Annotated in this window: 17 protein-coding genes; 11 read left to right on the top strand and 6 right to left on the bottom strand. The window is 68.1% G+C overall.

The features are described 5' to 3' along the window. The first annotated feature begins 65 nt into the window (after nt 1-65). From AC6IW9_RS22145 to AC6IW9_RS22155, 3 genes are read left to right on the top strand one after another with little or no spacing between them, the layout of a single operon-like run. On the top strand, nt 66-1,373 hold the full coding sequence (locus AC6IW9_RS22145) for an efflux RND transporter periplasmic adaptor subunit (RefSeq protein ID WP_497767505.1): 1,308 nt from the start codon (nt 66-68) through the stop codon (nt 1,371-1,373). A gap of 39 nt (nt 1,374-1,412) precedes the next feature. Then, entirely contained in the window at nt 1,413-4,646 is a 3,234-nt protein-coding gene (locus tag AC6IW9_RS22150; protein WP_497767508.1) for an efflux RND transporter permease subunit, read from the top strand. Beyond that, nucleotides 4,643-6,055, top strand: a complete 1,413-nt coding sequence (locus AC6IW9_RS22155) for a TolC family outer membrane protein (RefSeq protein WP_497767510.1) — start codon at nt 4,643-4,645, stop codon at nt 6,053-6,055. The genes AC6IW9_RS22150 and AC6IW9_RS22155 overlap by 4 nt, the downstream gene beginning before the upstream one ends. A gap of 15 nt (nt 6,056-6,070) precedes the next feature. On the opposite strand, the gene AC6IW9_RS22160 is transcribed toward AC6IW9_RS22155, so the two are convergent. Continuing rightward, a complete protein-coding gene (locus AC6IW9_RS22160; protein ID WP_497767513.1) occupies nt 6,071-7,021 on the bottom strand; it encodes a hydrogen peroxide-inducible genes activator in 951 nt (316 codons plus the stop codon). Between the two features lie 138 nt (nt 7,022-7,159). Here AC6IW9_RS22160 and ahpC point away from each other — a divergent pair, with 138 nt between their 5' ends. Further along, complete coding sequence (gene ahpC, locus AC6IW9_RS22165) at nt 7,160-7,723, top strand: alkyl hydroperoxide reductase subunit C (protein ID WP_497767515.1); 564 nt, start codon at nt 7,160-7,162, stop codon at nt 7,721-7,723. Between the two features lie 228 nt (nt 7,724-7,951). Continuing rightward, nucleotides 7,952-9,505 carry an alkyl hydroperoxide reductase subunit F gene (gene ahpF / locus AC6IW9_RS22170; protein ID WP_497767517.1) on the top strand — a complete coding sequence of 518 codons (1,554 nt, stop codon included), beginning with the start codon at nt 7,952-7,954 and terminating at the stop codon, nt 9,503-9,505. 41 nt (nt 9,506-9,546) lie between these two features. Here the strand turns inward: ahpF and AC6IW9_RS22175 are convergent, their stop codons facing one another. Further along, nucleotides 9,547-10,488 (bottom strand): trypsin-like peptidase domain-containing protein, encoded by a 942-nt coding sequence (locus AC6IW9_RS22175; protein ID WP_497767520.1) that lies wholly within the window; start codon nt 10,486-10,488, stop codon nt 9,547-9,549. An 886-nt stretch (nt 10,489-11,374) separates the two neighbouring features. Between AC6IW9_RS22175 and AC6IW9_RS22180 the strand changes: the two genes are divergently transcribed. From AC6IW9_RS22180 to AC6IW9_RS22190, 3 genes are all read left to right on the top strand, one after another. After that, nucleotides 11,375-12,529 (top strand): glycosyltransferase family 4 protein, encoded by a 1,155-nt coding sequence (locus AC6IW9_RS22180; RefSeq protein ID WP_497767522.1) that lies wholly within the window; start codon nt 11,375-11,377, stop codon nt 12,527-12,529. Between the two features lie 69 nt (nt 12,530-12,598). After that, the gene (locus AC6IW9_RS22185) at nt 12,599-14,857 is read left to right on the top strand and encodes an amylo-alpha-1,6-glucosidase (RefSeq protein ID WP_497767525.1); all 2,259 of its coding nucleotides are present in this window, start codon (nt 12,599-12,601) and stop codon (nt 14,855-14,857) included. Between the two features lie 112 nt (nt 14,858-14,969). Then, nucleotides 14,970-15,686, top strand: coding sequence for a hypothetical protein (locus AC6IW9_RS22190; protein ID WP_497767528.1), 717 nt, complete (start codon nt 14,970-14,972; stop codon nt 15,684-15,686). Between the two features lie 455 nt (nt 15,687-16,141). Here the strand turns inward: AC6IW9_RS22190 and AC6IW9_RS22195 are convergent, their stop codons facing one another. Then, the gene (locus tag AC6IW9_RS22195; RefSeq protein WP_497767530.1) at nt 16,142-17,368 is read right to left on the bottom strand and encodes a caspase family protein; all 1,227 of its coding nucleotides are present in this window, start codon (nt 17,366-17,368) and stop codon (nt 16,142-16,144) included. A 520-nt stretch (nt 17,369-17,888) separates the two neighbouring features. On the opposite strand from AC6IW9_RS22195, the gene aspS reads away from it, so the two are divergent. Further along, nucleotides 17,889-19,667 (top strand): aspartate--tRNA ligase, encoded by a 1,779-nt coding sequence (gene aspS, locus AC6IW9_RS22200; protein WP_497767533.1) that lies wholly within the window; start codon nt 17,889-17,891, stop codon nt 19,665-19,667. Between the two features lie 229 nt (nt 19,668-19,896). On the opposite strand, the gene AC6IW9_RS22205 is transcribed toward aspS, so the two are convergent. The 3 genes from AC6IW9_RS22205 to AC6IW9_RS22215 form a co-directional block, all read right to left on the bottom strand. Further along, nucleotides 19,897-20,394 (bottom strand): RNA pyrophosphohydrolase, encoded by a 498-nt coding sequence (locus AC6IW9_RS22205; protein ID WP_497767536.1) that lies wholly within the window; start codon nt 20,392-20,394, stop codon nt 19,897-19,899. Continuing rightward, entirely contained in the window at nt 20,391-21,596 is a 1,206-nt protein-coding gene (locus AC6IW9_RS22210; protein WP_497767538.1) for a divergent polysaccharide deacetylase family protein, read from the bottom strand. Before AC6IW9_RS22210 ends, AC6IW9_RS22205 begins: the two co-directional genes overlap by 4 nt. Nucleotides 21,597-21,889: 293 nt before the next feature. Beyond that, complete coding sequence (locus tag AC6IW9_RS22215) at nt 21,890-22,123, bottom strand: hypothetical protein (RefSeq protein ID WP_497767541.1); 234 nt, start codon at nt 22,121-22,123, stop codon at nt 21,890-21,892. Between the two features lie 392 nt (nt 22,124-22,515). Here AC6IW9_RS22215 and AC6IW9_RS22220 point away from each other — a divergent pair, with 392 nt between their 5' ends. Beyond that, nucleotides 22,516-22,968 carry a sigma-70 family RNA polymerase sigma factor gene (locus AC6IW9_RS22220; protein ID WP_497767544.1) on the top strand — a complete coding sequence of 151 codons (453 nt, stop codon included), beginning with the start codon at nt 22,516-22,518 and terminating at the stop codon, nt 22,966-22,968. Nucleotides 22,969-23,155: 187 nt separating this feature from the next. After that, the gene (locus AC6IW9_RS22225; protein WP_497767546.1) at nt 23,156-23,629 is read left to right on the top strand and encodes a hypothetical protein; all 474 of its coding nucleotides are present in this window, start codon (nt 23,156-23,158) and stop codon (nt 23,627-23,629) included. Nucleotides 23,630-23,736 lie beyond the last annotated feature (107 nt).

Here is a 23,736-nt window from a genome sequence, read left to right on the forward strand (position 1 = left end):
CCTCGGCTGGCCGCCTCCGCGCGCCGCCGTGGACGCGGCCGGTCGGCTGGGCTAAGAATGGGCAGATGCGTGGCGCTGCCTTTCCCTCTTTCCTGCGACGGCTCACGGCTGCAGCGGTCGTTCCGGCGAACGCCGGCGAGCGCGCGCCGGACTTTTCGCAGCGCCCGCCGGCGCACTGGAGACGCCGGCTCGGCCTCGGCGCGGCTCTCGCCGCGGGCGTCGCGCTCGGCTCCGTTCTGCCGCCGCTCTACACATCGTTCCGATCCCGGCTCGGCGCAAGTCGCGAGGCTCCGTCCGCCTCTGCGGTGGAGGAAGGGCTCGTCCCCCTGTCCGCCGAGCAGATCGCCGCCGAGCGAATCGAGACCGTCCCTGCGGCGCCGGGGACGCTCGCGCGCGTCATCGTCGCCCCGGCCGTCGTCGCGGTCGACCCCGACCGCATCGGCAAGGTCGCCGCCAAAGTCGCCGGCACAGTCGCGGAATTGCGCAAGAAGCTCGGCGATCCTGTCGAGAAGGGCGAGGTCGTCGCCGTGATCGACAGCCGCGAGGTGGCCGACGCCAAGAGCGACTATCTCGCCGCGCTCGTCGCGCTCGATCTGCAATCGGCGCTGTTCCAGCGCGAGAAGGGCCTGTTCGAGAAGAAGATCGCAGCGGAGCAGTCCTTCCTCAAGGCGCGCGGCGCTTACGAGGAGGCGCGGCTCCATGCCGATCTCGCACGCCAGAAGCTCGCGGCGCTCGACCTCTCGGACGCGGACATCGCCGAGCTGCCGCGCCAGAAGCCGAGCGCGCTGCGCAGCAAGGACATCCGCGCGCCGGCCGCCGGCAGGGTGATCGAGCGGCGCGTGCATCTCGGACAGCCGGTCGGCGGCGAGGGGCAGGAGAAGGAGCTCTTTTCCATCGCGGACCTCTCGGTCGTCGTCGCCGAGATTTCGGTCGCCATCGCCGACCTCGGCGATTTGCGCGACGGGCAGCGCGTGCGTCTCGCGCATCGCGACGAGGCGGCGGCGGAAGGGCGCATCGTCTTCGTCCGGCCGACTATCGATCAGGCGACGCATTCGGGCGGGGCGATCGCCTCGTTTTCCAACGAGGAGCAGGCGCTGCGGCCCGGCGCCTCGATGACGGCGCGCGTTTTTCTGGCCGAGAGGGAGGTTCGCGTGCGCGTCCCGCGCGCCGCTTTGCTTTCCTTCGAGGGCGATCCGATCGTCTTCGTCCGAACACCAGATGGTTTCGTGAAGCGCAAGGTCGCGCCCGGCGAGAGCGATCGCGACTGGGTGGAGATCGTCTCCGGCCTCGAGCCGGACGAGCAGGTCGCCGCGACCAACGCCTTCGTGCTGAAGGCGGAGTTGGGCAAGGCCCGCCTCGAGGGGCTGGACTGACGGCGCCGGCGGCGCGTGTGAAGCGTAATGCGAGCGTAGATGATCGAGCATGTGATCGCCTTCTCCGTCCGCCAGCGATGGCTCGTCGCGCTGCTGACCCTGCTCGCCTGCCTCGTCGGCGCCTTCTCGCTGCCACGGCTGCCGATCGACGCCGTTCCGGACATCACCAATAATCAGGTGCAGGTCAACGCCATCGCGCCGGCGCTGTCGCCGACCGAGGTCGAGAAGCAGATCACTCTCCCCATAGAGACCGCGCTCGCCGGCATTCCGGGACTCGAATATACGCGCTCGCTCTCGCGCAACGGCTTCTCACAGGTGACGGCGGTGTTCGCCGAGAAGCTCGACATTTATTTCGCGCGCCAGCAGATCAACGAGAGGCTCGCCGAAGCGAAGGAGAATTTTCCGCCGGGAGTCGAGGCGCGCATGGGGCCGATCGCCACCGGCCTCAGCGAAATCTATATGTGGGCGGTGCGCTACGCCGAGGGCGAACGCAGAATCGTGAACGGCGAGCCCGGCTGGCAGAGCGACGGCTCCTATCTCACGCCCGACGGCCAGATCCTGCGCAGCGATCTCGAGAAGACCGCCTATCTGCGCACGGTGCAGGACTGGATCGTCAAGCCGCCGCTGCGGTCGGTCCCCGGGCTCGCGAGCGTCGATTCGCTCGGCGGCTTCGTGAAGCAGTTCGACGTGCGGCCCGATCCGATGAAGCTCTTCTCGCTCGGCATTACCTTCGGCGAGGTGACGCAGGCGCTGCAGCGCAACAATCAGAGCCGAGGCGCCGGCTATATCGAGCGCAACGGCGAAGGCTATGTGGTGCGCAGCGGCGGCCGGCTCGAGACGATGGAGGACATCGCCCGTGTCGTCGTCACGACGCGGGGCGGCGTGCCGGTGCGCGTCGCCGACATCGCCGAGGTCGGGACCGGCCGCGAGATGCGTGTCGGCAGCGCCAGCATGAATGGCGAGGAGGTCGTCATCGGCACGGCCCTGATGCTGATCGGCGGCAACAGCCGAGCGGTCTCCGCGGCGGTCGGCGAGAAGCTGCGCGCCGTGTCCGCTTCGCTGCCGCCGGGGATCGAGGCGCGGACGATTCTCGACCGCACCGTCCTCGTCGATGCGACGATCCGCACCGTCGCCGCCAATCTCGCCGAGGGCGCGGCGCTCGTCGTCCTGGTGCTGTTCCTGCTGCTCGGCAATTTCCGCGCGGCGCTGATCACCGCCCTTGTCATACCGGTCGCCATGCTGCTGCTCGCGACCGGCATGGTCCAGGGCCGCATCAGCGCCAATCTGATGAGCCTCGGCGCGCTCGACTTCGGCCTCATCGCCGACGGCGCGGTGATCGTCGCGGAGAACTGCCTGCGGCGGTTGTTCGAACGCCGGCGGACGACGGGACGCGACCTCACGCTCGAGCAGCGCCTCGCGACCGTCATCGAAGCGACGACGGAGATGATCCGGCCGACGGTCTATGGCCAGGCGATCATCATCCTCGTCTATGTGCCGCTGCTCTCCTTCTCCGGCGTCGAAGGCAAGATGTTCCATCCGATGGCGATCACCGTCATCATGGCGCTGATCTCGGCCTTCGTGCTGTCGCTGACCTTCGTTCCGGCGATGATCGCGATCCTCGTCTCCGGCCGCGTCGAGGAGAGCGAGAACAAGATCATCGCCCGGCTGAAGCGCGCCTATCGGCCACGGCTCGAGGCCGCGATCGCGTCGCCGGCGAAGCCGATCGCCATAGGCGCGGGCGCATTCCTGCTCGCGCTGCTGCTCTCCGCCCGTCTCGGCCAGGAGTTCATCCCGACGCTCGACGAGAAGAATCTCGCCATGCAGGCGGGCCGCATACCGAGCGCCTCCCTCACTCAATCGCAGGCGATGCAGAGCGAGGTGGAGCGCGCGATCCAGGAGGCGCCCGAGGTCGCCTATGTGTTCTCCAAGACCGGCACCGCCGAGGCGGCGACCGACCCCATGCCGCCCAATCTGACCGACGCCTATATCTTTCTGAAGCCGCGAGACCAATGGCCCGACCCGAGCCTTCCAAAGGACGAGCTGATCCGCCGCATCGAGAAGCGGGTGACGGAGCTTCCGGGCAATCTCTACGAGTTCTCGCAACCCATTCAGCTGCGCTTCAACGAGTTGCTCGCCGGCGTGCGCGGCGACATCGCCGTCAAGGTGTTCGGCGAGAATTTCAACTCCATGTCACGGGAAGCCGAGCGCATCGCCTCGATCCTGCGCGGCGTCGAAGGCGCCGAGGATGTGAAGGTCGAGCAGATCGAGGGATTGCCCTTTCTCGAGATCGAGATCGACCGCAACGAGATCGCTCATCTCGGGCTCAGCGTCGGCGAGGTGCAGGACGTCGTCGGCGCCGCGGTCGGCGGGGAGCGCGCAGGCGTCGTCTTCGAGGGCGACCGGCGCTTTCCGATCATCTTGCGGCTCGCGGACCGGCTGCGCGAGGACATGGACGCGCTCGGCAATATTCCGGTCGCGGCCACGAGCCACGGCGACGGAGTCCGGCCCATTCTGCTGAAGCAGGTCGCCTCTTTCGATCTTCACGAAGGTCCGAACCAGATCTCGCGCGAGAACGGCAAGCGGCGCGTCGTCGTCTCCGCGAATGTGCGCGGACGCGACATCGCCTCCGTGGTGGCCGAGGCGCAGGAGAAGGTGAGAGCGAGAGTGGCGCTCGCTCCGGGCGATTGGGTCTCCTGGGGCGGACAGTTCGAAAATCTCGCCGCCGCGCGCGAGAAGCTCATGGTCGTCGTGCCCTTGTGCTTCTTTCTCATTTTTCTTCTGCTCTATTCGGCGCTGGGCTCGGCGCGCGACGCGCTGATCGTGTTCACCGCCGTGCCGCTGGCCCTGTCGGGCGGCGTCGCGGCGCTATGGCTGCGCGGCATGCCGCTCTCCGTGTCGGCGGCGGTCGGCTTCATCGCGCTCTCCGGCGTCGCCGTGCTCAACGGCCTCGTGATGCGCACCTATATTCTGCAGCTCCTCGCTCTCGGGCTGGAGCCGCGCGCCGCGATCGTCGAGGGGGCGATGACGCGTCTGCGGCCCGTCGCGATGACGGCGCTCGTCGCCTCGCTCGGCTTCGTTCCCATGGCCTTCGCGACCGGCACGGGCGCCGAAGTGCAGAAGCCGATCGCTACCGTCGTCATCGGCGGTCTCATCAGCGCGACGCTGTTGACCTTGTTCGTGCTGCCGGCGCTGTATTCGCTGATCGGACGCAAGACGCCCATCGTCGCCGACGAGCCGCTCGAGACCGATGCGCCGCGGGAGGCCGACGCGTGAGACGATTCGTCCTCGCGGCGGCGGCGCTCGCCGCATCCTGCCTCGCCACGCCGGCGGCTCGCGGCGAGACGCTCGCGGGGGCGCTCGCCCGCGCCTATGAGAGCAATCCGACGCTCAATTCGCAACGCGCGGCGCAGCGCGCAACCGACGAGAACGTTCCGCGCGCGCTCTCGCAGTTCCGCCCGAGCGTGCGCAGCGACGCCTATCTCGGGGTCGAACGGCGCCGCTCCGTCCAGGAGTCGATCGAGATCGACAATCACGACGATCTCCATCGCAAATTCGTCGAGGGCATACAGAATAATCGCGGTCTGCCGCGCTCGGCCGCGCTCAGCGTCGAGCAGCCCTTGTTCGACGGCTTTCGTACCCGCAATGCGACGCTCGCCGCCACGACCGGAGTCTATGCCGGGCGCGAACGCCTGCGGCTCGTCGAGCAGCGCGTGCTGTTCGAGGCCGCGACCGTCTATATGAACGTGCTGCGCGACACGGCGGCGCTGCGCCTGCAACAAAATCATGTCGCCGTGCTGCAGGAGCAGCTGCGTCAGACCAGAGAACGCTATGCGGCGGGCGAGATCACGCCGACCGACATCGCCCAGGCCGAGGCGCGGCTCGCCGCCGGGCGTTCGCAGGCCGCGGCGGCGCGCGCCGCGCTGGACGCCAGCGTCGGAGGCTACCGACAGGTCGTCGGCGCGGAGCCGAGACAGCTCGCGCCGGGCGCCGCGGTCGATCGCCTGCTGCCCCGGAGCCGCGACGCGGCGGAGCGCATCGCGACCGCCGAGCATCCGGTCGTGCGCGCGGCGCTGCACGACGCGGACGCGGCCGAATACGACATCAAGGTGATCGAGAGCGACTATATGCCGAGGCTGTCCATGGTCGGCAAAGTCTATACGCAATCCGACATAGAGGGGCGCGGCAATCGGGCGCTCGGCGCGCAGGTGCTCGGCAAACTGTCGGTGCCGATCTATTCCGGCGGCGAGACCTCGGCGCGCATGCGCCAGGCCAAGGAGGTCGCCGGGCAGAAGAAATTCGACGTGGACGTCGCGCGCGCCGAGCTCCTGGCGCTGACGCGCGCCAATTGGGGCGCGCTCGAGGCCGCAAAGGCGCAGGTCGCGGCGGCGACCGCGCAGATCGAAGCGGCGGAGCGCGCGCTCCAGGGCGTGCGCGAGGAGGCCAAGGCCGGCAAGCGCACGACGCTCGATATTCTCAACGCCCAGCAGGAGCTGCTCGGCGCGCGCATCGGCCTCGTCTTCGCGCAGCGCGACCGGGTCGTCGCCTCCTATGCCGCGCTGGCGGCGATCGGCCGCCTGTCGGCGCCTGCGCTCGGCCTTTCGGTCGCGGCCTATGATCCCGTGTCGCATTTCGGGCGGGTGAAGGACTCTTGGGGCGAAGCCCCGTCCGTTTTCGGCCGATAGCCGCGCTCGCCCGACTCACGAGACGCCGGCCGGTTCGGCGCGCCGCGGCGAAGAATCGGCGCCGGGGTCGGCCAGAAAATCGGCGAGCGCTTCGGCCAGCCGGCAAACAGTCTCCTTGCGGGCCGAGCGGCGCCGCCAGACGAGGCCGATGCGGCGGAACGGCGCCTCGCCCTCCAGCGGCCGGACGCACAGATCGAGGCCGCGCAATATTCCGGCGTCGAGCGCCATTTCCGGCATCAGGGTGACGCCGAGCCCATTGGCCACCATCTGCGCGAGAGTATGCAGGCTCGTTCCCTGATAGGCGGCATTGCGGCGGGCGCCCTCGAGCGCGCAGGCGGCGAGCGCATGGTCGCGCATGCAATGGCCGTCCTCGAGCAGAAGCAGATCCTCGACCGCCATCTCGTCGAGCCCGACCGCGCCGGTCCCGCTCAGCCGATGCTCCGGCGGGCACACCAGAAAAAAGCGGTCGACGCCGATCTCGCGCGCCTCCATGCCGCGCAGCGGATAGGGCAGCGCCAGAACGGCCGCGTCCAGCTCGCCGGACTCGAGGCGCGCCAGCAGCGGCGCCGTCTGCTCCTCGCGCAGATAGAGCTTCAATTGCGGGAAAGCCGCCCGCAGCCGCCGCGTCACGCGCGGGAACAGAAAGGGCCCGATGGTCGGAATGACGCCGAGCCGCAGCGGCCCCGACATCGGCGCCTGGGCGGCGCGGGCGATGTCGACGATCTCCTCGGCCGCCCTCAGCACCGACCGCGCGCGCTCGGCCAGCTCGCGGCCGAGCGGCGTCGGCGCGACCTGGCGCTTGGTGCGCTCCAACAATTGCGCGCCGAGCAGCGCCTCCAGCTCCTGGACGCCGGCGCTCAGCGTCGACTGGCCGACGAGACAGGCCTGCGCCGCGCGGCCGAAATGCCGCTCGTCCACGACGGCCACCAGAAAGCGCAGCTGGCGCAATGTGGGCAGAATCGCCATGAGCGCAATATATCGATAAAATCGAATAATCAAATCGTGATTTTTTGCTTTTTTCGATGCTGCACTGCGGCTAGTTTCCGCCTCGCATTCACCCGCCGGGGCGCGCTCACGTCCACGGCCATCCTGAGGAGCCATCGCATGTCCCTGATCGGAACCGAGATCAAGCCCTTCAAGGCGACCGCCTTCCACGCCGGCAAATTCGTCGAGGTCACCGAGGCGACGCTGAAGGGCAAATGGTCGGTGTTCTTCTTCTATCCGGCCGACTTCACTTTCGTCTGCCCGACCGAGCTCGAGGACCTCGCGACCAATTATGCGGCCTTCAAGGCGATCGGCGTCGAGATCTACGGCGTGTCGACCGACACGCATTTCGCTCACAAGGCGTGGCACGACACCTCGCCGGCGATCGGCAAGATCGAATATCCGCTGGTCGGCGATCCGACGCTGACGCTGAGCCGCAACTTCGACGTGCTGATCGAGGAGGCCGGCCTCGCCGACCGCGGCACTTTCGTCATCGATCCCGACGGCAAGATCCAGATCGTCGAGATCAACGCCGGCGGCGTCGGCCGCAATGCGCTGGAGCTGCTGCGCAAGATCAAGGCGGCGCAATATGTGGCGGCGCATCCGGGCGAAGTCTGCCCGGCCAAGTGGGAAGAGGGCCAGAAGACGCTCGCTCCCTCGCTCGACCTCGTCGGCAAGATCTAAATCGCAAGACGCCTTCGGCCGGCTCGCCGGCCGAAGGCTCGAATGCTCGCCTGGAAAATACCGCCCCTCATCCTGAGGCGCTTTTTGCAGAACGCAAAAAGCCTCGAAGGATGCTCCAGCGCGCGAGGCGACGCGCCCTTCGAGACGCCCGCTGCGCGGGCTCCTCAGGGCGAGGGGACTGGTGTTCGCGCGTCTTCGAAGCGCGTGTCGAAGCCGGGAGCCGAAGAGATGTTGGACGCCGATCTGAAGAGCCAGCTGCAGGGTCTGCTCGCGCGCATCGTCACGCCGATCACGCTCGCATCGTCGCTCGACGAGAGCCCGAAATCGGCCGAGCTCGCCGAGCTGCTGCAAGAGATCGCGACCCTCTCCGACAAGATTTCCTATGTGCGCCGCGACGACGACGCGCGACGCCCCTCTTTCGCGATCGAGCGCGACGGCGCCGAAGTGAGCCTGCGCTTCGCCGCCGTTCCCGGCGGACACGAGTTCAATTCCTTCGTGCTCGCATTGCTCCATGTCGGCGGCCTTCCGCCGAAGGAGGCGGAAGAGGTTCTGGAGCGCGTCCGGGCGCTCGATGGCGCTTATCGCTTCGAGACTTATTTCTCGCTCACCTGCCAGAGCTGCCCCGAGGTCGTGCAGGCGCTCGACCTGATGGCCGCGCTCAATCCGCGCGTCAGCCATGTCGCCATCGACGGCGCGCTGTTTCCGCGCGAGGTCGAGGAGCGGCAGATCATGGCCGTGCCGAGCGTGTTCCTGAACGGCGAGCCCTTCCAGCACGGGCGCGCGACGCTGGAGCAGATTCTCGACAAGCTCGACGCCGGCGCCGGCGAGAAGCGGGCCGCGGCGCTCTCGGCGAAAGCGCCCTATGACGTGCTGATCGTCGGCGGCGGCCCGGCTGGCGCCGCGGCGGCGATCTATGCCGCGCGCAAGGGCGTGCGCACGGGAATTGTCGCGGAGCGCTTCGGCGGACAGGTGCAGGACACGGCGGCAATCGAGAATTTCATCTCCGTGCCTCACACGGAAGGTCCCCAAATGGCGGCGGCGCTCGAGCGTCATGTCGCCGAATATGGGGTCGATGTGATGAATGGCCAGAGCGCGGCCGCGCTCATTCCCGCCGCCGAGTCCGGCGCATTTTCAGAGCTGCGCCTCGCCAATGGCGCGACGCTGAGATCGAAGACGATCATCCTCGCGCCCGGCGCGCGCTGGCGGCGCATCAATGTGCCGGGCGAGACCCAATATATGACCAAGGGCGTCGCCTATTGCCCGCATTGCGACGGGCCCCTCTTCAAGGGCAAGCGCGTCGCGGTGATCGGCGGCGGCAATTCCGGCGTCGAGGCGGCGATCGATCTCGCCGGCCTCTGCGCTCATGTGACGCTGATCGAATATGATTCGAAGCTGCGCGCCGACGGAATCCTGCAGGCGAAGCTTCGCTCTCTTCCCAATGCGGAGATCGTCGTCTCCGCGCAGACGACCGAGATTTCGGGCGACGGCGCGAAAGTGACGGGCCTCTCCTATCGCGACCGCGAGAGCGGCGAGACGCGCGACATCGCGCTCGACGGCGTCTTCGTGCAGATCGGCCTCTTGCCCAACACCGAATGGCTGAAGGGCGCCGTCACGCTCTCGCGCTTCGGCGAGATCGAGATCGACCGCCGCTGCCAGACTTCGGCGCCGGGCGTGTTCGCGGCGGGCGACGCGACGACGGTTCCCTATAAGCAGATCGTCATCGCCATGGGCGAAGGCGCGACCGCCGCGCTCTCCGCCTTCGACCATCTCGTGCGCATGTGACGAGCGGACCGCGGGCGGCGCAGCGCCCGCGGTCCGCGCCGTCAATCGCGGCCGGCCGAGCGGCGATCCTCGTCCCGCTCGCCGGTCTTTTCGCCGGGCTGAGCCTGCGCCGTCGCAGGTCCGGCGTCGCGCCGCGCGGCGGCGAGCACGGCCTCGCGGAACGGGCCCTCGATCGAGACGACGAAATTGTAATTGTTCTGCGAATAGGGGCCGACGCGCGCAGGATCGCTGCTGCGCCAGCCGACGAGAATGGCGCCGAGCCGCAGCCGCTGCTCGCCGGCGAGCACCGCCCCGCCCGAGGCGCCGTCGCCCGTTCCGCAGTCGAAGGCGAATTCGCGCGTGCCGCCCTTGACCTGATTGGTCTGTGCGCGCAGCCGGCACGCCTCGAAGGACATGGTTTCGGCGTCGCGCCAATCGGAATGGCCGCGCGAGACGAACTCCACCGGCTGATCGACGGCGATCTCGCCGGCGAGATCATAGGGCGCCACGTCGCCGAGCGGCTGTGCGAGCCGCGCCACCGCCCAATCATTGACGGCCTTGGCCGAATAAGGCCTGGCCGAGCCGGCGACGATCGTGCCCATGTCGATCGGAATGCGGCGCTTCTTTCCGTCGATGTCGGTGACGAAATAGCAGGCGCGCGAGCGATGCGCGCCGCGCTCGTCGAGAAACACATGCGCGGCCGTGGTGATGACGTCATTGGCCACGGTCAGCTGGCCGGCGCCGTGGGCGCGGCCGCAGGTGACGAGCCCCGAGGCGGCGTGCGCGCGCTTCAGCGTGGAGAGATCGAGCTTGTTCCTCGCGGCATATTGCTCGGCGCTGGCGCGATGCTCGGAGCCGAGCACCAGCACTTTGGTCGGCGCAATCGCGGCGGCGCCGGCGACATTGGCGTCCCGCGCCATTCCGGCCTGCGCCGACGAGGCGGCCGCCGCGACGGCTCCAGCGCTAAGCGCTGCGGCGAAAAGACGAATTTCGACGTTCTTCATCGCGTCCTCATGTCTCGTTCAAGACATGCCTATTCGAACAGCCTTCGTCCACACAAGCTCGGCAGTAGCAAAAACGGGGACTTCGCCGAAAAGACCCCGGAACCGCCACAGTATAGCCGCCGCTCGCGGCCGCGCGCCAAGAAATTGTCGCGGTTTTCGCAGCTGCGGTTCAGCTGCGGCGGTCGGCATTGTGAGTGACCACGGCGTTCCTACTCGCTACCGCCTACTCATTCTCGCTACCGCCTACTCATTACTGCCCACACCGGCGTCCCCGCCGCCGTTTCCGGCGCGGGAGATGGGAGGTCCGGAACGCCGCGGCGCCGTTTCGGCCGCGGAAAAGGGAAGGTTGGTCGGAGCCTCGAGCGTTCCGGACCACGGCCGCCTTTTCTGTTCGCCGCCTCCGGGGCCAGGGTTGTTTTCCCCTTTCGGGTAGTCTATCCCCGCGCCACCCTCGGATATTCGGCCCGGTCCGCGCCTCGCTTTCGCGAGGCTTCCGCACGAAGGAAGACCGGCGCCGGCGGCGTGGCGTCGCGAGGGGGCGGGAGAGGGTCGCCTCCCGTCCTCGCGAACCGTGCCCCGCCGACGCCGCCCGACCCTTCGGGCGCCGCCCCATGCGGCGGAAGCGGGTGAAGAATAGGAATATTGTCCGATCCTGTCAAGAGCGTTCCACACCGATTACCGCTCGCGACAACCCTCATCCGACCCGCTTCGCGGGGCCGCCTTCTCCCGCCGAGCGGGAGAAGGAAGCGCCCTTTTCTGATCTCGCGCCGATCGACCGCCCACGACTGCGCTTCGATGCGTCGCGCGAGCGTCGCCGTTTCGGAACTTTCGCGCCGATCGAGAGTTGACCTTTGCGGGGAGCGTAGGCGTCGAAACGAGTGCGAGAATGCTGTCGCAGCAATGGCGTGGCCCCGTCGAGACATTCCCCGCCTGTTCGCTGCCGCTCAGAATCGCGCAGATCGCGCCGCTCATCGAGAGCGTGCCGCCGCGGCTCTATGGCGGAACCGAGCGCATCGTCTCCTATCTCACCGAGGAGCTCGTCGCGCAGGGCCATGACGTGACCTTGTTCGCGAGCGGGCGATCCGTCACTTCGGCGCGGCTCGTGCCTTGCTGCGACCTGCCGCTGCGGCAGAAGGGCGCGCCCGATCCCCTGCCGCATTATCTCGCCATGCTCGACAAGGCGCGCCGCATGGCCGGGCAATTCGACATCCTGCACTTTCATATCGACCAGCTGCAGTTCCCGCTGTTCCGCGACATCGCCGGGCGCACGCTCACCACTCTGCATGGCCGCCAGGATCTTCCCGATCTCGAGGACTTCTACACGCGCTTCGCCGAAATGCCGCTCGTCTCCATTTCCGACGCGCAGCGAGCGCCCGTTCCGCACGCCCATTTCATCGGCACCGTGCCGAATGGACTGCCGCTCGATCTGCTCGCGCCGACGCTCGAGCCGCGCGGCGGCTATCTCGCCTTTCTCGGCCGCGTCTCGCCGGAGAAGGGGCTCGACCGCGCCATCGCCATCGCCTCCGCCGTCGGCCTGCCGCTGAAGATCGCGGCGAAAGTCGATCGTCCCGACGAAGACTATTTTCGCGGCGTGATCGCGCCGCTGCTCGATCCGCCGATGATCGATTATGTGGGCGAAATCGACGATCGGCGAAAGAACCGCTTTCTCGGCGAGGCGCGCGCGCTGCTGTTCCCGATCGAATGGCCGGAGCCTTTCGGCGTGGTGATGATCGAGGCCATGGCCTGCGGCACGCCCGTGCTCGCCTTTCGCCGCGGCTCCGTTCCGGAGGTCGTCGACGAGGGCGTCACCGGCTGCCTCGTCGACACGGTGAGCGAGGCGATCGCCGCGCTCGGCCGCGTGCTGGCGCTCGATCGCGCCCGCGTGCGCCGCCGCTTCGAGGCGCGGTTTTCCGCTTCGCGCATGGCGAAGGATTATGTCGCCCTCTATCGACGTCTGCTCGGCGCGCCGGGCGCGCGGCCGATCCTCCTTCCCGCCGAACGATTTACGCTCGACAGCGGCGTCGTCGGACCGGCGGCCTGACGCGAAGCGGGACGAGGATCGACGACGCGCGCCGCGACGGCCGCTCCATTCGAACAAGAGGCCGCGGCCGTGACCTCCGGCTCAGAGCGAAGCGCCGAACAAAGAAGCGTCTCGCCGGACCCGCCCGGCGACGGGCTGCAAGCGCACGAACTGCAATTCTATATTCCGGCGATCGGCCCGCCCTCGCGCCCGCGCCGCACGCTCAAGCACGACGACACATTCGCCGTCTTCGACAGCCATGGCGACATAGGCGCGACGGCCGGCGGACCGGACGGTCTGTTCGACCGCGACACGCGCTATCTCTCGCATCTCGAGCTGCTGATCGACGGCGCGCAGCCGCTGCTGCTCGATTCCGCGATCCGCGACGACAATCTGAGCTTCTATGTCGATCTCACCAATCCCGACATCTTCATCGACGGCAAGATCGCGCTTCTGAAAGACTCGGTCTATATCTCGCGCACCATTTATCTGAAGGACGGCTCGCTGCGCGAGCGGCTCGAAGTCTCCAATCAGAGCGCCGAGGAGGTGCGGCTCAATCTCTCGCTCGCCTTCGCCAACGACTTCGCCGATATTTTCGAGGTGCGCGGCGTGCGGCGCGCGCGGCGCGGCGCCGCCTGGGCGCAAGTGTTGGCCGCGAGCGCCGTCGCGCTCTATTATCGCGGGCTCGACGGCGTGCTGCGCGAGACGGCGCTCTCCTTCGAGCCGGACCCTTCGCTGCTCGTCGACAGCGTCGCGACTTACTCGCTGCATCTCGCGCCGCGGCAGGCGCGCACCATCTTCCTCACCGCGGCGAGCCGCGGCCGCCTGCCGAAGTCGACGCAATCCTTCTTCAGCGGCCTCACCGGACTGCATCGCGAGCTCGCCGCCTCGACGCGCGATTGCGCCCATGTCGAGACATCCGATCCGACGCTCAACGCCATTCTCTGGCGCTCGACGGCCGATGTGCGCATGCTGCTGACCAAGACGCCGGAAGGCTCCTATCCTTACGCCGGCATTCCCTGGTATTCGACCTCCTTCGGACGCGATGGGCTCATCACCGCGCTGCAGATGCTGTGGTTCGATCCCTCGATCGCCGTCGGCGTGCTGAAGCGCCTCGCCGCTTATCAAGGGATCGGCCGTGACGCGACGTCCGATTGCGATCCGGGCAAGATTTTGCACGAGATGCGCGGCGGCGAGATGGCCGCGCTCGGCGAGATTCCCTTCGGCCTCTACTACGGCTCGGTCGACGCGACGCCGCTCTTCGTCGTGCTCGCCGGCTATTATGCGCGGCGCACCGGCGATCTCGCGCTCGTTGCCGAGCTGTGGCCGGCGATCGAGCGCGCGCTCGCCTGGATCGGCGGCCCCGGCGATGTCGACGGCGACGGCTTCATCGAATATCAGCGCCACACCGAGCAGGGGCTCGTCAATCAGGGCTGGAAGGATTCGCACGATTCCGTGTTCCACGCCGACGGGCGCCTCGCCGAAGGGCCGATCGCGCTCGTCGAGGCGCAGGCCTATGTCTATGCCGCGCGGCGGCTCGCCGCCTTCTGCGCGCGCGAGCTCGGCATGGAGGCGCGCGCCGCCGAGCTCGCGCGCGAGGCGGAAGAGCTGCGCGAGCGCTTCGAGGCGGCCTTCTGGTGCGAGGAGATCGGCACCTATGCGCTGGCGCTCGACGGCGAGAAGAAGCAATGCAAGGTGCGCACGAGCAACGCCGGCCACGCGCTCTACGCCGGCATAGCGCGGCCCGATCGCGCCGAGCGCGTCGCCGACGGCCTGCTGGATACGAATTTCTTCTCCGGCTGGGGCCTGCGCACGGTGGCGCGCGGCGAGAGCCGCTATAATCCGATGTCCTATCACAACGGCTCGATCTGGCCGCACGACAATGCGATCATCGCCCATGGGCTCGGCCGCTACGGCTTCAAGCACGGCGTCGCCCTCGTGTTCGAATCGCTGGTGCGCGCCGCGAGCTATATGGAGGCGCGGCGGATCCCCGAGCTCTATTGCGGCTTTCGCCGGCGGCGCGGACGCGGCCCGACGCTCTATCCCGCCGCCTGCTCGCCGCAGGCCTGGGCGGCGAGCGCGCCCTTTCTCCTGATCCAGACCATGCTCGGTCTCGAATTCGATCACAAGGCGCGGCAGATTCGTCTGGTCAACCCGGAAGTGCCGTCCTTCGCCGGCGAGATCGTGCTGCGCAATCTCTCGCTCGGCGACGCGCGCGTCGACATCGCCCTGCGCCAGGACGCGCGATCGGCGATCTCGCTGCATGTGCTGCGCACGGTCGGCGACGTGCAGGTGTCGCTGGTGTTCGATCCAGACGTGCGCGAGCATCCGCTGACGGCGCGGGGGTGAGCGGAGCTCCCCTCCAAAGACACTCCCGACGATAGGAGAGCGGCTCCATGGATCGCGGCCGTAGCGCCCGGCGCCGCCGACTGTTACACTGCGATCGTCTCATGATCCGTCGGTGCGTTTCATGCTTCCCAAGATCGACGAAACCGCTCTCAAAATTCTGTTTTTCCTGATACCCGGCATCATCGCCCTCGAGATCGTGAAGGCGCTCGGCCCCAAGCGGCCGAGAACAGATTTCGAAAATGGCGTTTCGATCTTCATCTACGGAATTGCGAGCTATGCGATCGCCGGATTTCTCGAGGGAGCCTACGACAGCTTCACTGTTCCGACCCCCATCGGCTCTCCGCCGGCGGGATTCTGGTCGAGGAGCTTGAACGGCAGTCTGAGCTTGGCGATACTCAATCCTCAAAAAGGGCTCGGAGCCGAGCAAATCGGATTCGCCGCTCTGATCGGCGTCCTTCTCGGCTTCGTGGTCTCCCACGTCCAGACTCACAGCATTGCACATAATGTGATCGCCAAAATGTGTCTGACGAGACGGACCAACGAGGTCGACATCTGGCAATTCGCATTGACGTCTCCCGACCTCGACAGCTGGGTAACGGTTCGCCATCATGAAAACGGAAAGACATATCAGGGTTGGATACGCGCCTACTCGGATGGCGGCGACGAACGAGAGCTTCTTCTGGCCGACGTCAGAGTCTTCGATCGGCCCGAGGGATCGGCCGAGCTGGCGCTCGTCGACGAGATCCCCGTTCTCTATCTCGGACTTGATCGAAAGAACGCCGTCCTCGAGCTTCAGCATGTCTCGGGCGGGCAAGGAGCGTCGCCGTGACCAAGGATCAGCATCCGCCGCGCGTCGTCATCAATGAAGGGGCGCTCAAAAAAAATGTGAATCCGCCGCCGGCCGGAAGCCGACCGCCTCCTCCGCGGTCTCAGCGAGCCCCGGCGCCCCGAGTTCCCCAGGGGCCGACCAGCCCGACGCCACCGCAGGGGCCGCGGTGAGACCAACACGGAGACGCAGGAATGTCCGAGGAAAAAGACCCTCCGCCGTCCGGACCGCGAGAACAGGATTTCACCTCGCTCAGAAATCAGAACCAGAAGCCGACCAGCACGCGGCCCCCGCCGCCGAAGTCGCAGACCGCGCCGACGCCGGCCGCCGCCCCCGCGGAAACGAACGGCCGACCGGCCGGCCCGCCCGCCTCTCCAGGCCCGAGCCGCACCGCAGATTAGACCGATCCGGCGGCAGGCCTTCGGATGTCCGCCGACGGCGCGTGGGGCGAACGCGCGTCAGAGCGCCCTGCAGCAATGGATCCAGGCGCGGCCCTTGCGGCCGCTCAACGCCCAGCCGACCTCGCCCGTCTCGACGACGCGAACCCGCCACCAGCCGTCGGCGCGCTCCGAGAGCACCTCCAGCAGGGTTCCGTTCGGCATTTTCCGTATCCGCCATCCCTCGCCGGCGCTCGGCGCCGAGCGCAAGGCGAGCCAGTCGTCGGGCGGGCGCACGTCGGCGACATAGTGATAGCGCCGGCCCGGCGCGGCGGGCGCGTCGAACTCCGGCTCGGGGCGACGCCGCGCGAACTCGGCGGCGGCCCTCAGCCGGTCGCGCTCGCGCCGCGCCGTCTCCGTATAGGGGCCGTTCGGATATCTGGCGATGAATGCGTCGAAGGCCCCTGTGTCGCCGCGCGCGGTCGCCGCGGCGAATTCGCTCTGCTCCGCGTCGGGACGGCTCGGGACGGGCGAGGCCGCTCCGGCGAGCGGCAAAGTCTCGCCGCCCAGTGAGCCGCTGATGAACGGCACTTGGCGATTGCCGGTCGCGCGGAGCACGGCGTCGCGGATCTTGCCGAGCGCGATGCGGACGTCGAGGCCCGGCAGCAGCAGATTGTTCAGAAGAGCCGTCGTGAACGGGCTGTGGTCGCCGTCGCCGTCGGCCGCCGTCGCGCCCGGCGCCGTGGCGAAAGCGACCAGCGTGTCGGAAATTTCGAGATGGGGCGCGGCAAGGCCGCGTCCGACGGCGCGCGACGCGCCGGTGATGGATCGCATGCGCGCCGCGAAGGGATTGTCGCGGCAGGCGTCGAGGATGACGAGCTTGAGGCGCCGGACCGGCTCGAGCAGCCGCAGGACGCGATCGAGCTCGACCGCCTCGGCGTCGGCGTCCTCCGCATATTTCAGCTCGGCGTCGATCGGAACGAGGAAATTGCGTCCGCCGATCTCGACGCCGTGACCGGCATAGAAAACGACGGCGACATCGGCGTTCGCGGCGCGCAGCGCGAAATCGCGGACGGCCTCGTTCATCTCGCGGAAGCCGACGTCGGTTCGGATCGTCACGTCGTCGAATGTCGCGCCGCGCAGCATTTCCGCCACGGCGGCCGCGTCGCGGGGCGGATTGGGAAGGCCGGCGACGGTCCGGTAGGCGCCGTTGCCGATGACGAGCGCGACCCGCCGCTGCGCCGAAGCGGGCGTCGCGGCCGCGGCGCAGACGAACAACAGAACGAGAAAGCGCGCGCGCGGACGCATGACGACGATCCCCGATCAGAGCGCGCGACTATAGCGAGGTCGGCCGCCGAGTTGAAGGCGCGCCGTCGCGCGTCTTTTCGGGCAAGCGGGCCGTTCACGGAAAACAGATTCGTGGAGGGTGTCTGTGGCGACGAGAGCGCCGTCCAAATCGAGAACGAGCGGAAGCGACAAGTCGCACCGCAGCGCCGACATATCGCTCGTCTGGTCGATGACGGCCTGTGCGGACATGCCCCTCCCGCGCGCAGAACCGCTCCTCCGGCGCTCGAAGACGGCGACTCTGTTCGCCCAGCGAACATCGCAGACCCGAAGGGCGGGGAAAATCGGGTGAAAGGCCGAGGGCTATTCCGGATGGCGTGACGCCCTCGTCCGGCCTCCCTCTCCCGCTCGTGGCGCGAAGCAGGGGAGAAAGAGGGAGAAGCGTCCCGAAGGCTCCGCCTGCGCCCCGGAGCTTGACACCGGCGCTTCCCCCTGCCCTTGTCCGCGGCTGGAACATCCCCCTCCCCTGCGAGACCAAAGACCCATGCATCGCTATCGTTCGCATAATTGTGGAGAGCTTCGCGAAGCCCACGCCGGCGAGACGATTCGCCTCTCCGGCTGGTGCCACCGCATTCGTGACCATGGCGGCGTGCTCTTCGTCGATCTGCGCGACCATTACGGCTTGACCCAATGCGTCGTCGATCCGGACTCTCCGGCCTTCGGGGCGGCGGAGAAGCTGCGTTCGGAATGGGTCGCGAGATTCGACGGCGAAGTGCGCCGGCGTCCCGCCGGCACGGAAAACCCGGATATGCCGACGGGCCTCGTCGAGGTCTATGTCACGGAGATCGAGGTGCTCGGCCCCGCCGCCGAGCTGCCGCTGCCAGTGTTCGGCGACCAGCCCTATCCCGAGGATACGCGGCTGCGCTACCGCTTCCTCGATCTGCGCCGCGAGAAACTCCACGCCAACATCATGCTGCGCGGGGCGATCATCGAGTCGCTGCGCCGGCGCATGAAGGAGCTCGGCTTCTTCGAGTTCCAGACGCCGATCCTCACCGCATCCTCGCCGGAAGGCGCGCGCGACTTCCTCGTCCCCTCGCGCCTGCATCCGGGCAAGTTCTACGCGCTGCCGCAGGCGCCGCAGCAGTTCAAGCAATTGCTGATGGTCGCCGGCTTCGACCGCTATTTCCAGATCGCGCCCTGTTTCCGCGACGAGGACGCGCGCGCCGACCGCAGCCCGGGCGAGTTCTATCAGCTCGACGTCGAGATGAGCTTCGTCACGCAGGAGGACGTGTTCGCCGCCGTGGAGCCGGTGCTGCGCGGCGTGTTCGAGGAATTTTCGGCTGGCCGGCCGGTGACGCGGGTCTTCCCGCGCATCGCCTTCCGCGACGCCATGCTGAAATATGGCTCGGACAAGCCGGACCTGCGCAATCCGCTGATCATCGCCGACGTCGGCGAGGAGTTCGCGCGCGAGGACGTGAGCTTCAAGGCCTTCAAGGGCAAAGTCGTGCGCGCCATTCCGGCGCCGGGCGCGGCGGCGCAGCCGCGCAGCTTCTTCGACAAGCTCAACGACTGGGCGCGATCGGAAGGCGCGCCGGGGCTCGGCTACATCATCTTCGAGGAAGAGAATGGCGCGCTCGCCGGCAAGGGGCCGATCGCGAAGTTCATTCCGCCGGAGGCGCTGGCCGCGCTCGCCGCCAAGGGCGGCGTGAAAGCGGGCGATGCTTTGTTCTTCTCCGCCGGCGAGGAGCTCAAAGCCGCCAAGCTCGCCGGCGCCGCGCGGCTGCGCATCGGCTCGGAGCTCGGCTTGTGCAAGACCGACGTCTTCGAATTCTGCTGGATCGTCGACTTCCCGATGTACGAGTGGAACGAGGACGAGAAGAAGATCGATTTCTCGCACAATCCCTTCTCGATGCCGCAGGGCGGGCTCGAGGCTCTGGAGACGAAGAACCCGCTCGATCTTCTCGCTTATCAATACGACATCGTGTGCAACGGCGTGGAGCTGTCGTCGGGCGCGATCCGAAACCATCGCCCGGACATCATGAAGAAGGCCTTCGAGATCGCCGGCTATGGCGAGGAGACGCTGCTCGAGAAATTCGGCGGCATGTATCGCGCCTTCCAATATGGCGCCCCGCCTCATGGCGGCATCGCGCCCGGCGTCGACCGCATCGTGATGCTGCTCGCCGGCGAGGAGAATCTGCGCGAGGTTGTGCTGTTTCCGATGAATCAGCGCGCCGAGGATCTGCTGATGGGCGCGCCTTCGGAAGCGACGCCGAAGCAGCTTCGCGAGCTGCATATCCGGCTGAATCTTCCGGAGAAGAGCTGAAGAAGGGCGAGGACGCGCCGCCGCGCTCCTTCTCCCACTGGTGGGAGAAGGTGGCCTCGCGAAGCGAGGTCGGATGAGGGCCGGCGCCGCGCTGGAAAGCTATAACATATATCAGCGACCGGAAGACCGCGCATCGGTCACCGAGATTGCAAGGTCGGAGAAAGCCCTCATCCGACCCCGCTTCGCGGGGCCACCTTCTCCCGCAGAGCGGGAGAAGGAGCGCGGCGTCCTATTCCGCGCCGAGATGGGCGAAGTCTTCCACCACGCGCTCATAGACCACGCGCTTGAAGGGCACGATCAGCTCCGGCAGGCGCGACGGCGCCTCCCAGCGCCAGGCGTCGAACTCCGGCTCGTGCGCACCGCCGGCGGGGCGCTCGATGTCGATCTCGGACTCCTCGCCGAGGAAGCGCAGAGCGAACCATTTCTGCGTCTGTCCGCGGTATTTGCCGGTCCAGCGCTTGGTCGCCTCCGGCGGCAGATCATAGCTGTACCAGTCGCGCGACTCGCCGAGCAGCGCGACGCTCGTCACATTGGTCTCTTCGTGCAATTCGCGCAGCGCCGCCGCGAGCGGCTCCTCGCCCTCGTCTATGCCGCCCTGCGGCATCTGCCATTCATGATGGAGGACGAGGGGATCGGAGCGCTTGGCGCGCCGCCGCCCGACGAAGGCGAGGCCGCGCCGGTCGAGCAGCATCACGCCGGCGCAGGGCCTGTAGAGCAATTCGCTCATTCGGCTCGTCCCGCGCGCGCCTCGGACACGTCGACCCGCCCCGCGAGCGCGCTCACCGGAACGAGGGCTATTCCGCGCCGCTCGAGATCGCGGGCGAAGCGGGCGAGGCGCGCGATCGCGCCGGGCAGCGCCTCGGCGACGGCGATCGCCTGACCATTGCGGCGCGCCGCCGCTTCGACCTGCGCGAGCTGCGCGTCGATGTCCTGCGGCGTCGCCCGCGAATCGATCGCGAAATCGGCGCGCGCCGACGCGAGGCCGAGGCCGGGCGCGAGGCTCGGCGCCAGCGAGCGCGGCGAGGTGCCGTCGTCGAGATAGAGCAGGCCGCGCGCGGCGATATCCGCCAGCACGGGCCTCAGAGCGGCGGCCTCAGCGGTGAAACGCGCGCCGAGAAAATTGACGACGCCCACATAGCCGGCGAAGCGGCTCATCAGCCAATGCAGATCGTCGAGCGAGGCGGAGCCGGTCCGCAGCGTATGCGGCCCGGGATTCTCGAGCGGAAAGTCGAAGGGCTCCATGGGCGCCTGCAGCAGGATCTCATGGCCGCGCGCCCGCGCCCGCGCGGCGGTCTCCTCGACGGCGGCGCCATAGGGCGCGAGCGCCAGCGTCACCGCGCCCGGCAAATCATCGATCGCGCTGCCGGAAAGCCGCGTATTGAGCCCGACCCCGCCGACCACCAGCGCCAGCCGCGGCGCGCCGGCGGGAAGGCGCGAGGAGAGATCGGTCGGACGCGCATAGACGTCCATCGGCTTGGAGCCGTCCGCGCCGATCTTGGGCAGCAGGCCGTCGCGGGTCTTCTCGACGAGCCGCTTGTCGGGCGCCGGGACGAGGCCGGGTCCGCCCTCGTCGATCCTGATGACGAGAGCGCCGGGCGTTTCGCCGTCCCCGCCGCGCGTGATCTTGACGCCGGAGAGGCGCTCGATCTCGGCGATCGCGCCCGCGCTGCGCTCGGCCTCGGTCGGCGGCGGCGCGACAGGCGCAGCGGGCGACGGCTCCACCGGCTTGGGCGGCTCGATCATTTCTATGCGCGCGACGGCGAAGGGCTGGCCGTCGCCGCCGATTTTGGGCGCGAGCAGCGCCGCGAGGGCCACGGCGCCGAGCATCCCCGCCGCGGCGAGGCCGAGCAGCGCGACACGGCGTCGTTCCGGCGCGCGCCGCGGCGCCGGCTCCCCGACGCCCAACGGCTGGTTCAATTCGTCGGTCATCTCGTCCCCGCGGCTCCCTGTCCAGGCGGGCGCCGCCGATCGCGAATCGAGGCGGCGCCCGCGTCATTTTGCGGGTTTGCGACGCGCGCGTCGAGCGCCGACGCCCCTCGATTCCGCTCGATGGGGCGAATGCCGGAGGAGGCGTGTCACATTCCCCCTCCGGGGAGGATCGGACGGCGTCGCCGGCGGGGTGGGGACCCCTCTGTCCGAGAACGAGGAAAGCGGCGCGCCGATCTCGCTCGGCGCTCCCCCGCGCACGACAAGTCCGCTCACGCGCACGGCGTTCCGCCGGTTCACCGCACGAATTCGAAGGCGGCGAGAACGACTCCGGCGAGCGCGACCTTGGTCACGACGAGCCAGCGAACCAAATCGACCTCGAGGTCGGCGATCGCTTCCCCGAGGTCGCTCTTGGCGACCAGCTCCTGGCTGGTCGCCTCCGCGAACGCTTCGGCCGCCGCCTCGGCCTGGGCAAACCCGCCAGCCTCGAGCTTCTCGACGAATTTCAGCATATCGAAGGCGACGCTCATTCCGCGTCCTCTCTCCCCGAATATGGCTCGGCTTCGCCTTCGCGTCCAGCGCGAGTTCCGCGCTCGGCCGGATGGAAACGTCTCGTCTCGCACACGCCCTGCCGCTCGCTCGAGGCTCGTGCGGCCCCGTCCTTGCCGCCTCCATGGCGGCGGAACGGCGACGTTCCAGTTTCGAACGAAAGTCTTGTCCAATGCGGGAATCGCGCGAGCGAGACATTATCACGATCGCATCATTGCGGAGCGAGGCAGGGGTGTGCGCGTCGCGCGAGCGCCGCCGGACGCGTCCGGCGCGCGGCCTTTCGCCCACGCCGGCCCGCGCATGCGAAAGACCGGAGGCGGTCGACGAACGCGCCAGTCATGCGACGCGCCTTCGCGCGGAAATCGTGCGCGCCATGCCGCAGCTGCGCTCGCTCGCGCTCTCCTTGTGCAGCGATCCCGATCGCGCCGACGATCTCGTGCAGGAAGCGGTCGCACGCGCGCTCGGCCGCATCTCCTCGTTCGAAGAGGGCACCAATCTCGTCGGCTGGCTGTTCACCATTCTGCGCAATTTCCATTACAGCGACTATCACAAGCGAAGACGGGAGACGGCCGATCCGGAGGGCCGCCATGCGGCGACGCTCGTCGACGCGCCGACGCAGGAGCATGCGCTCGAGCTGCTGCAGGTCAATCGCGCGCTGGCGCGACTGCCGGCCGAGCAGCGCGAGGCGCTGACCCTCGTCGCGATCGGCGGCTGCTCGTATGAAGAAGCGGCCCTCATCTGCAAATGCCCCGTCGGCACCGTGCGCAGCCGCATCAGCCGCGCGCGCGGCGAGCTTGCGCGCGTCGCCGTCGACGCGCGCGGATGACGATGCGAATTTTCGCGAATGTCGCGGAACCGAATCCGCGGCCGGCCGGTTCTAGCATGGATAAGCCCACGCTCCGGTCGCCGCCGGAAGACGAGCGCCGCCGGCTCCCGGTCGACCGGAACGCGCGGCGCAGGCTGGTCTCGAGTGTTCGCATACGTCAGAGTCGAGGAGTTGAATGATGAACGCCATGTCCAAATTCGCGATCGCCGCCGCCGTCGGCGTCGCCGCTCCGCTGGCGCCGGCCGGCGAAGCCCTCGCGGGACCGGTCGGAGCGGCGGCTTCCGCGGTCGCCTCTTTCGCGCAGCCGATCGAGCAGACGCATTATTCGGGCTATGGCCATCGCCATCGCCACTTCGCGCCCTCTTATTCCTATTACAGAGGCTGGCGCCCGCGGCCCTATCCCTATCACACCTATGTCTCGCCCTATCGCTATCAAACCTATCATTCGGGCTTTCGCTCTTACCCGCGCTCTTTCGGCTTCGGCTTCCGGCCCCATTATCATTCCGTCGCGCCCGCCTATTCCGCGGCGCCCGTGAACCCCTATTTCACCAGCTATTCGCCGGCCGGAACCGTCTCCTATCCGGTCTATCGCATCGATCATTACAAGGTCGACTATGCGAGCCCGATCGTGAACTACGAGTCCGGATGCTGCGGCTGGTGAGCCTCACGAAAATAAAGAGCGCATGATCGACGCCGGTCCGTCGCCGCGACGGGCCGGCGTCGTTCGATCGCCCCACGCTGTTGCCGGCTCGCCCGGGCCCGACGATC

It is taken from the genome of Methylosinus sp. shoA (assembly GCF_059718125.1).

Coding starts and splice junctions, on each gene's coding strand:
- AC6IW9_RS22145 (WP_497767505.1), top strand. CDS start 66: ATGCGTGGCGCTGCCTTTCCCTCTTTCCTGCGACGGCTCACGGCTGCA.
- AC6IW9_RS22150 (WP_497767508.1), top strand. CDS start 1,413: ATGATCGAGCATGTGATCGCCTTCTCCGTCCGCCAGCGATGGCTCGTC.
- AC6IW9_RS22160 (WP_497767513.1), bottom strand. CDS start 7,021: ATGGCGATTCTGCCCACATTGCGCCAGCTGCGCTTTCTGGTGGCCGTC.
- ahpC (WP_497767515.1), top strand. CDS start 7,160: ATGTCCCTGATCGGAACCGAGATCAAGCCCTTCAAGGCGACCGCCTTC.
- ahpF (WP_497767517.1), top strand. CDS start 7,952: ATGTTGGACGCCGATCTGAAGAGCCAGCTGCAGGGTCTGCTCGCGCGC.
- AC6IW9_RS22175 (WP_497767520.1), bottom strand. CDS start 10,488: ATGAAGAACGTCGAAATTCGTCTTTTCGCCGCAGCGCTTAGCGCTGGA.
- AC6IW9_RS22180 (WP_497767522.1), top strand. CDS start 11,375: ATGCTGTCGCAGCAATGGCGTGGCCCCGTCGAGACATTCCCCGCCTGT.
- AC6IW9_RS22195 (WP_497767530.1), bottom strand. CDS start 17,368: ATGCGTCCGCGCGCGCGCTTTCTCGTTCTGTTGTTCGTCTGCGCCGCG.
- aspS (WP_497767533.1), top strand. CDS start 17,889: ATGCATCGCTATCGTTCGCATAATTGTGGAGAGCTTCGCGAAGCCCAC.
- AC6IW9_RS22205 (WP_497767536.1), bottom strand. CDS start 20,394: ATGAGCGAATTGCTCTACAGGCCCTGCGCCGGCGTGATGCTGCTCGAC.
- AC6IW9_RS22210 (WP_497767538.1), bottom strand. CDS start 21,596: ATGACCGACGAATTGAACCAGCCGTTGGGCGTCGGGGAGCCGGCGCCG.
- AC6IW9_RS22215 (WP_497767541.1), bottom strand. CDS start 22,123: ATGAGCGTCGCCTTCGATATGCTGAAATTCGTCGAGAAGCTCGAGGCT.
- AC6IW9_RS22220 (WP_497767544.1), top strand. CDS start 22,516: ATGCCGCAGCTGCGCTCGCTCGCGCTCTCCTTGTGCAGCGATCCCGAT.
- AC6IW9_RS22225 (WP_497767546.1), top strand. CDS start 23,156: ATGTCCAAATTCGCGATCGCCGCCGCCGTCGGCGTCGCCGCTCCGCTG.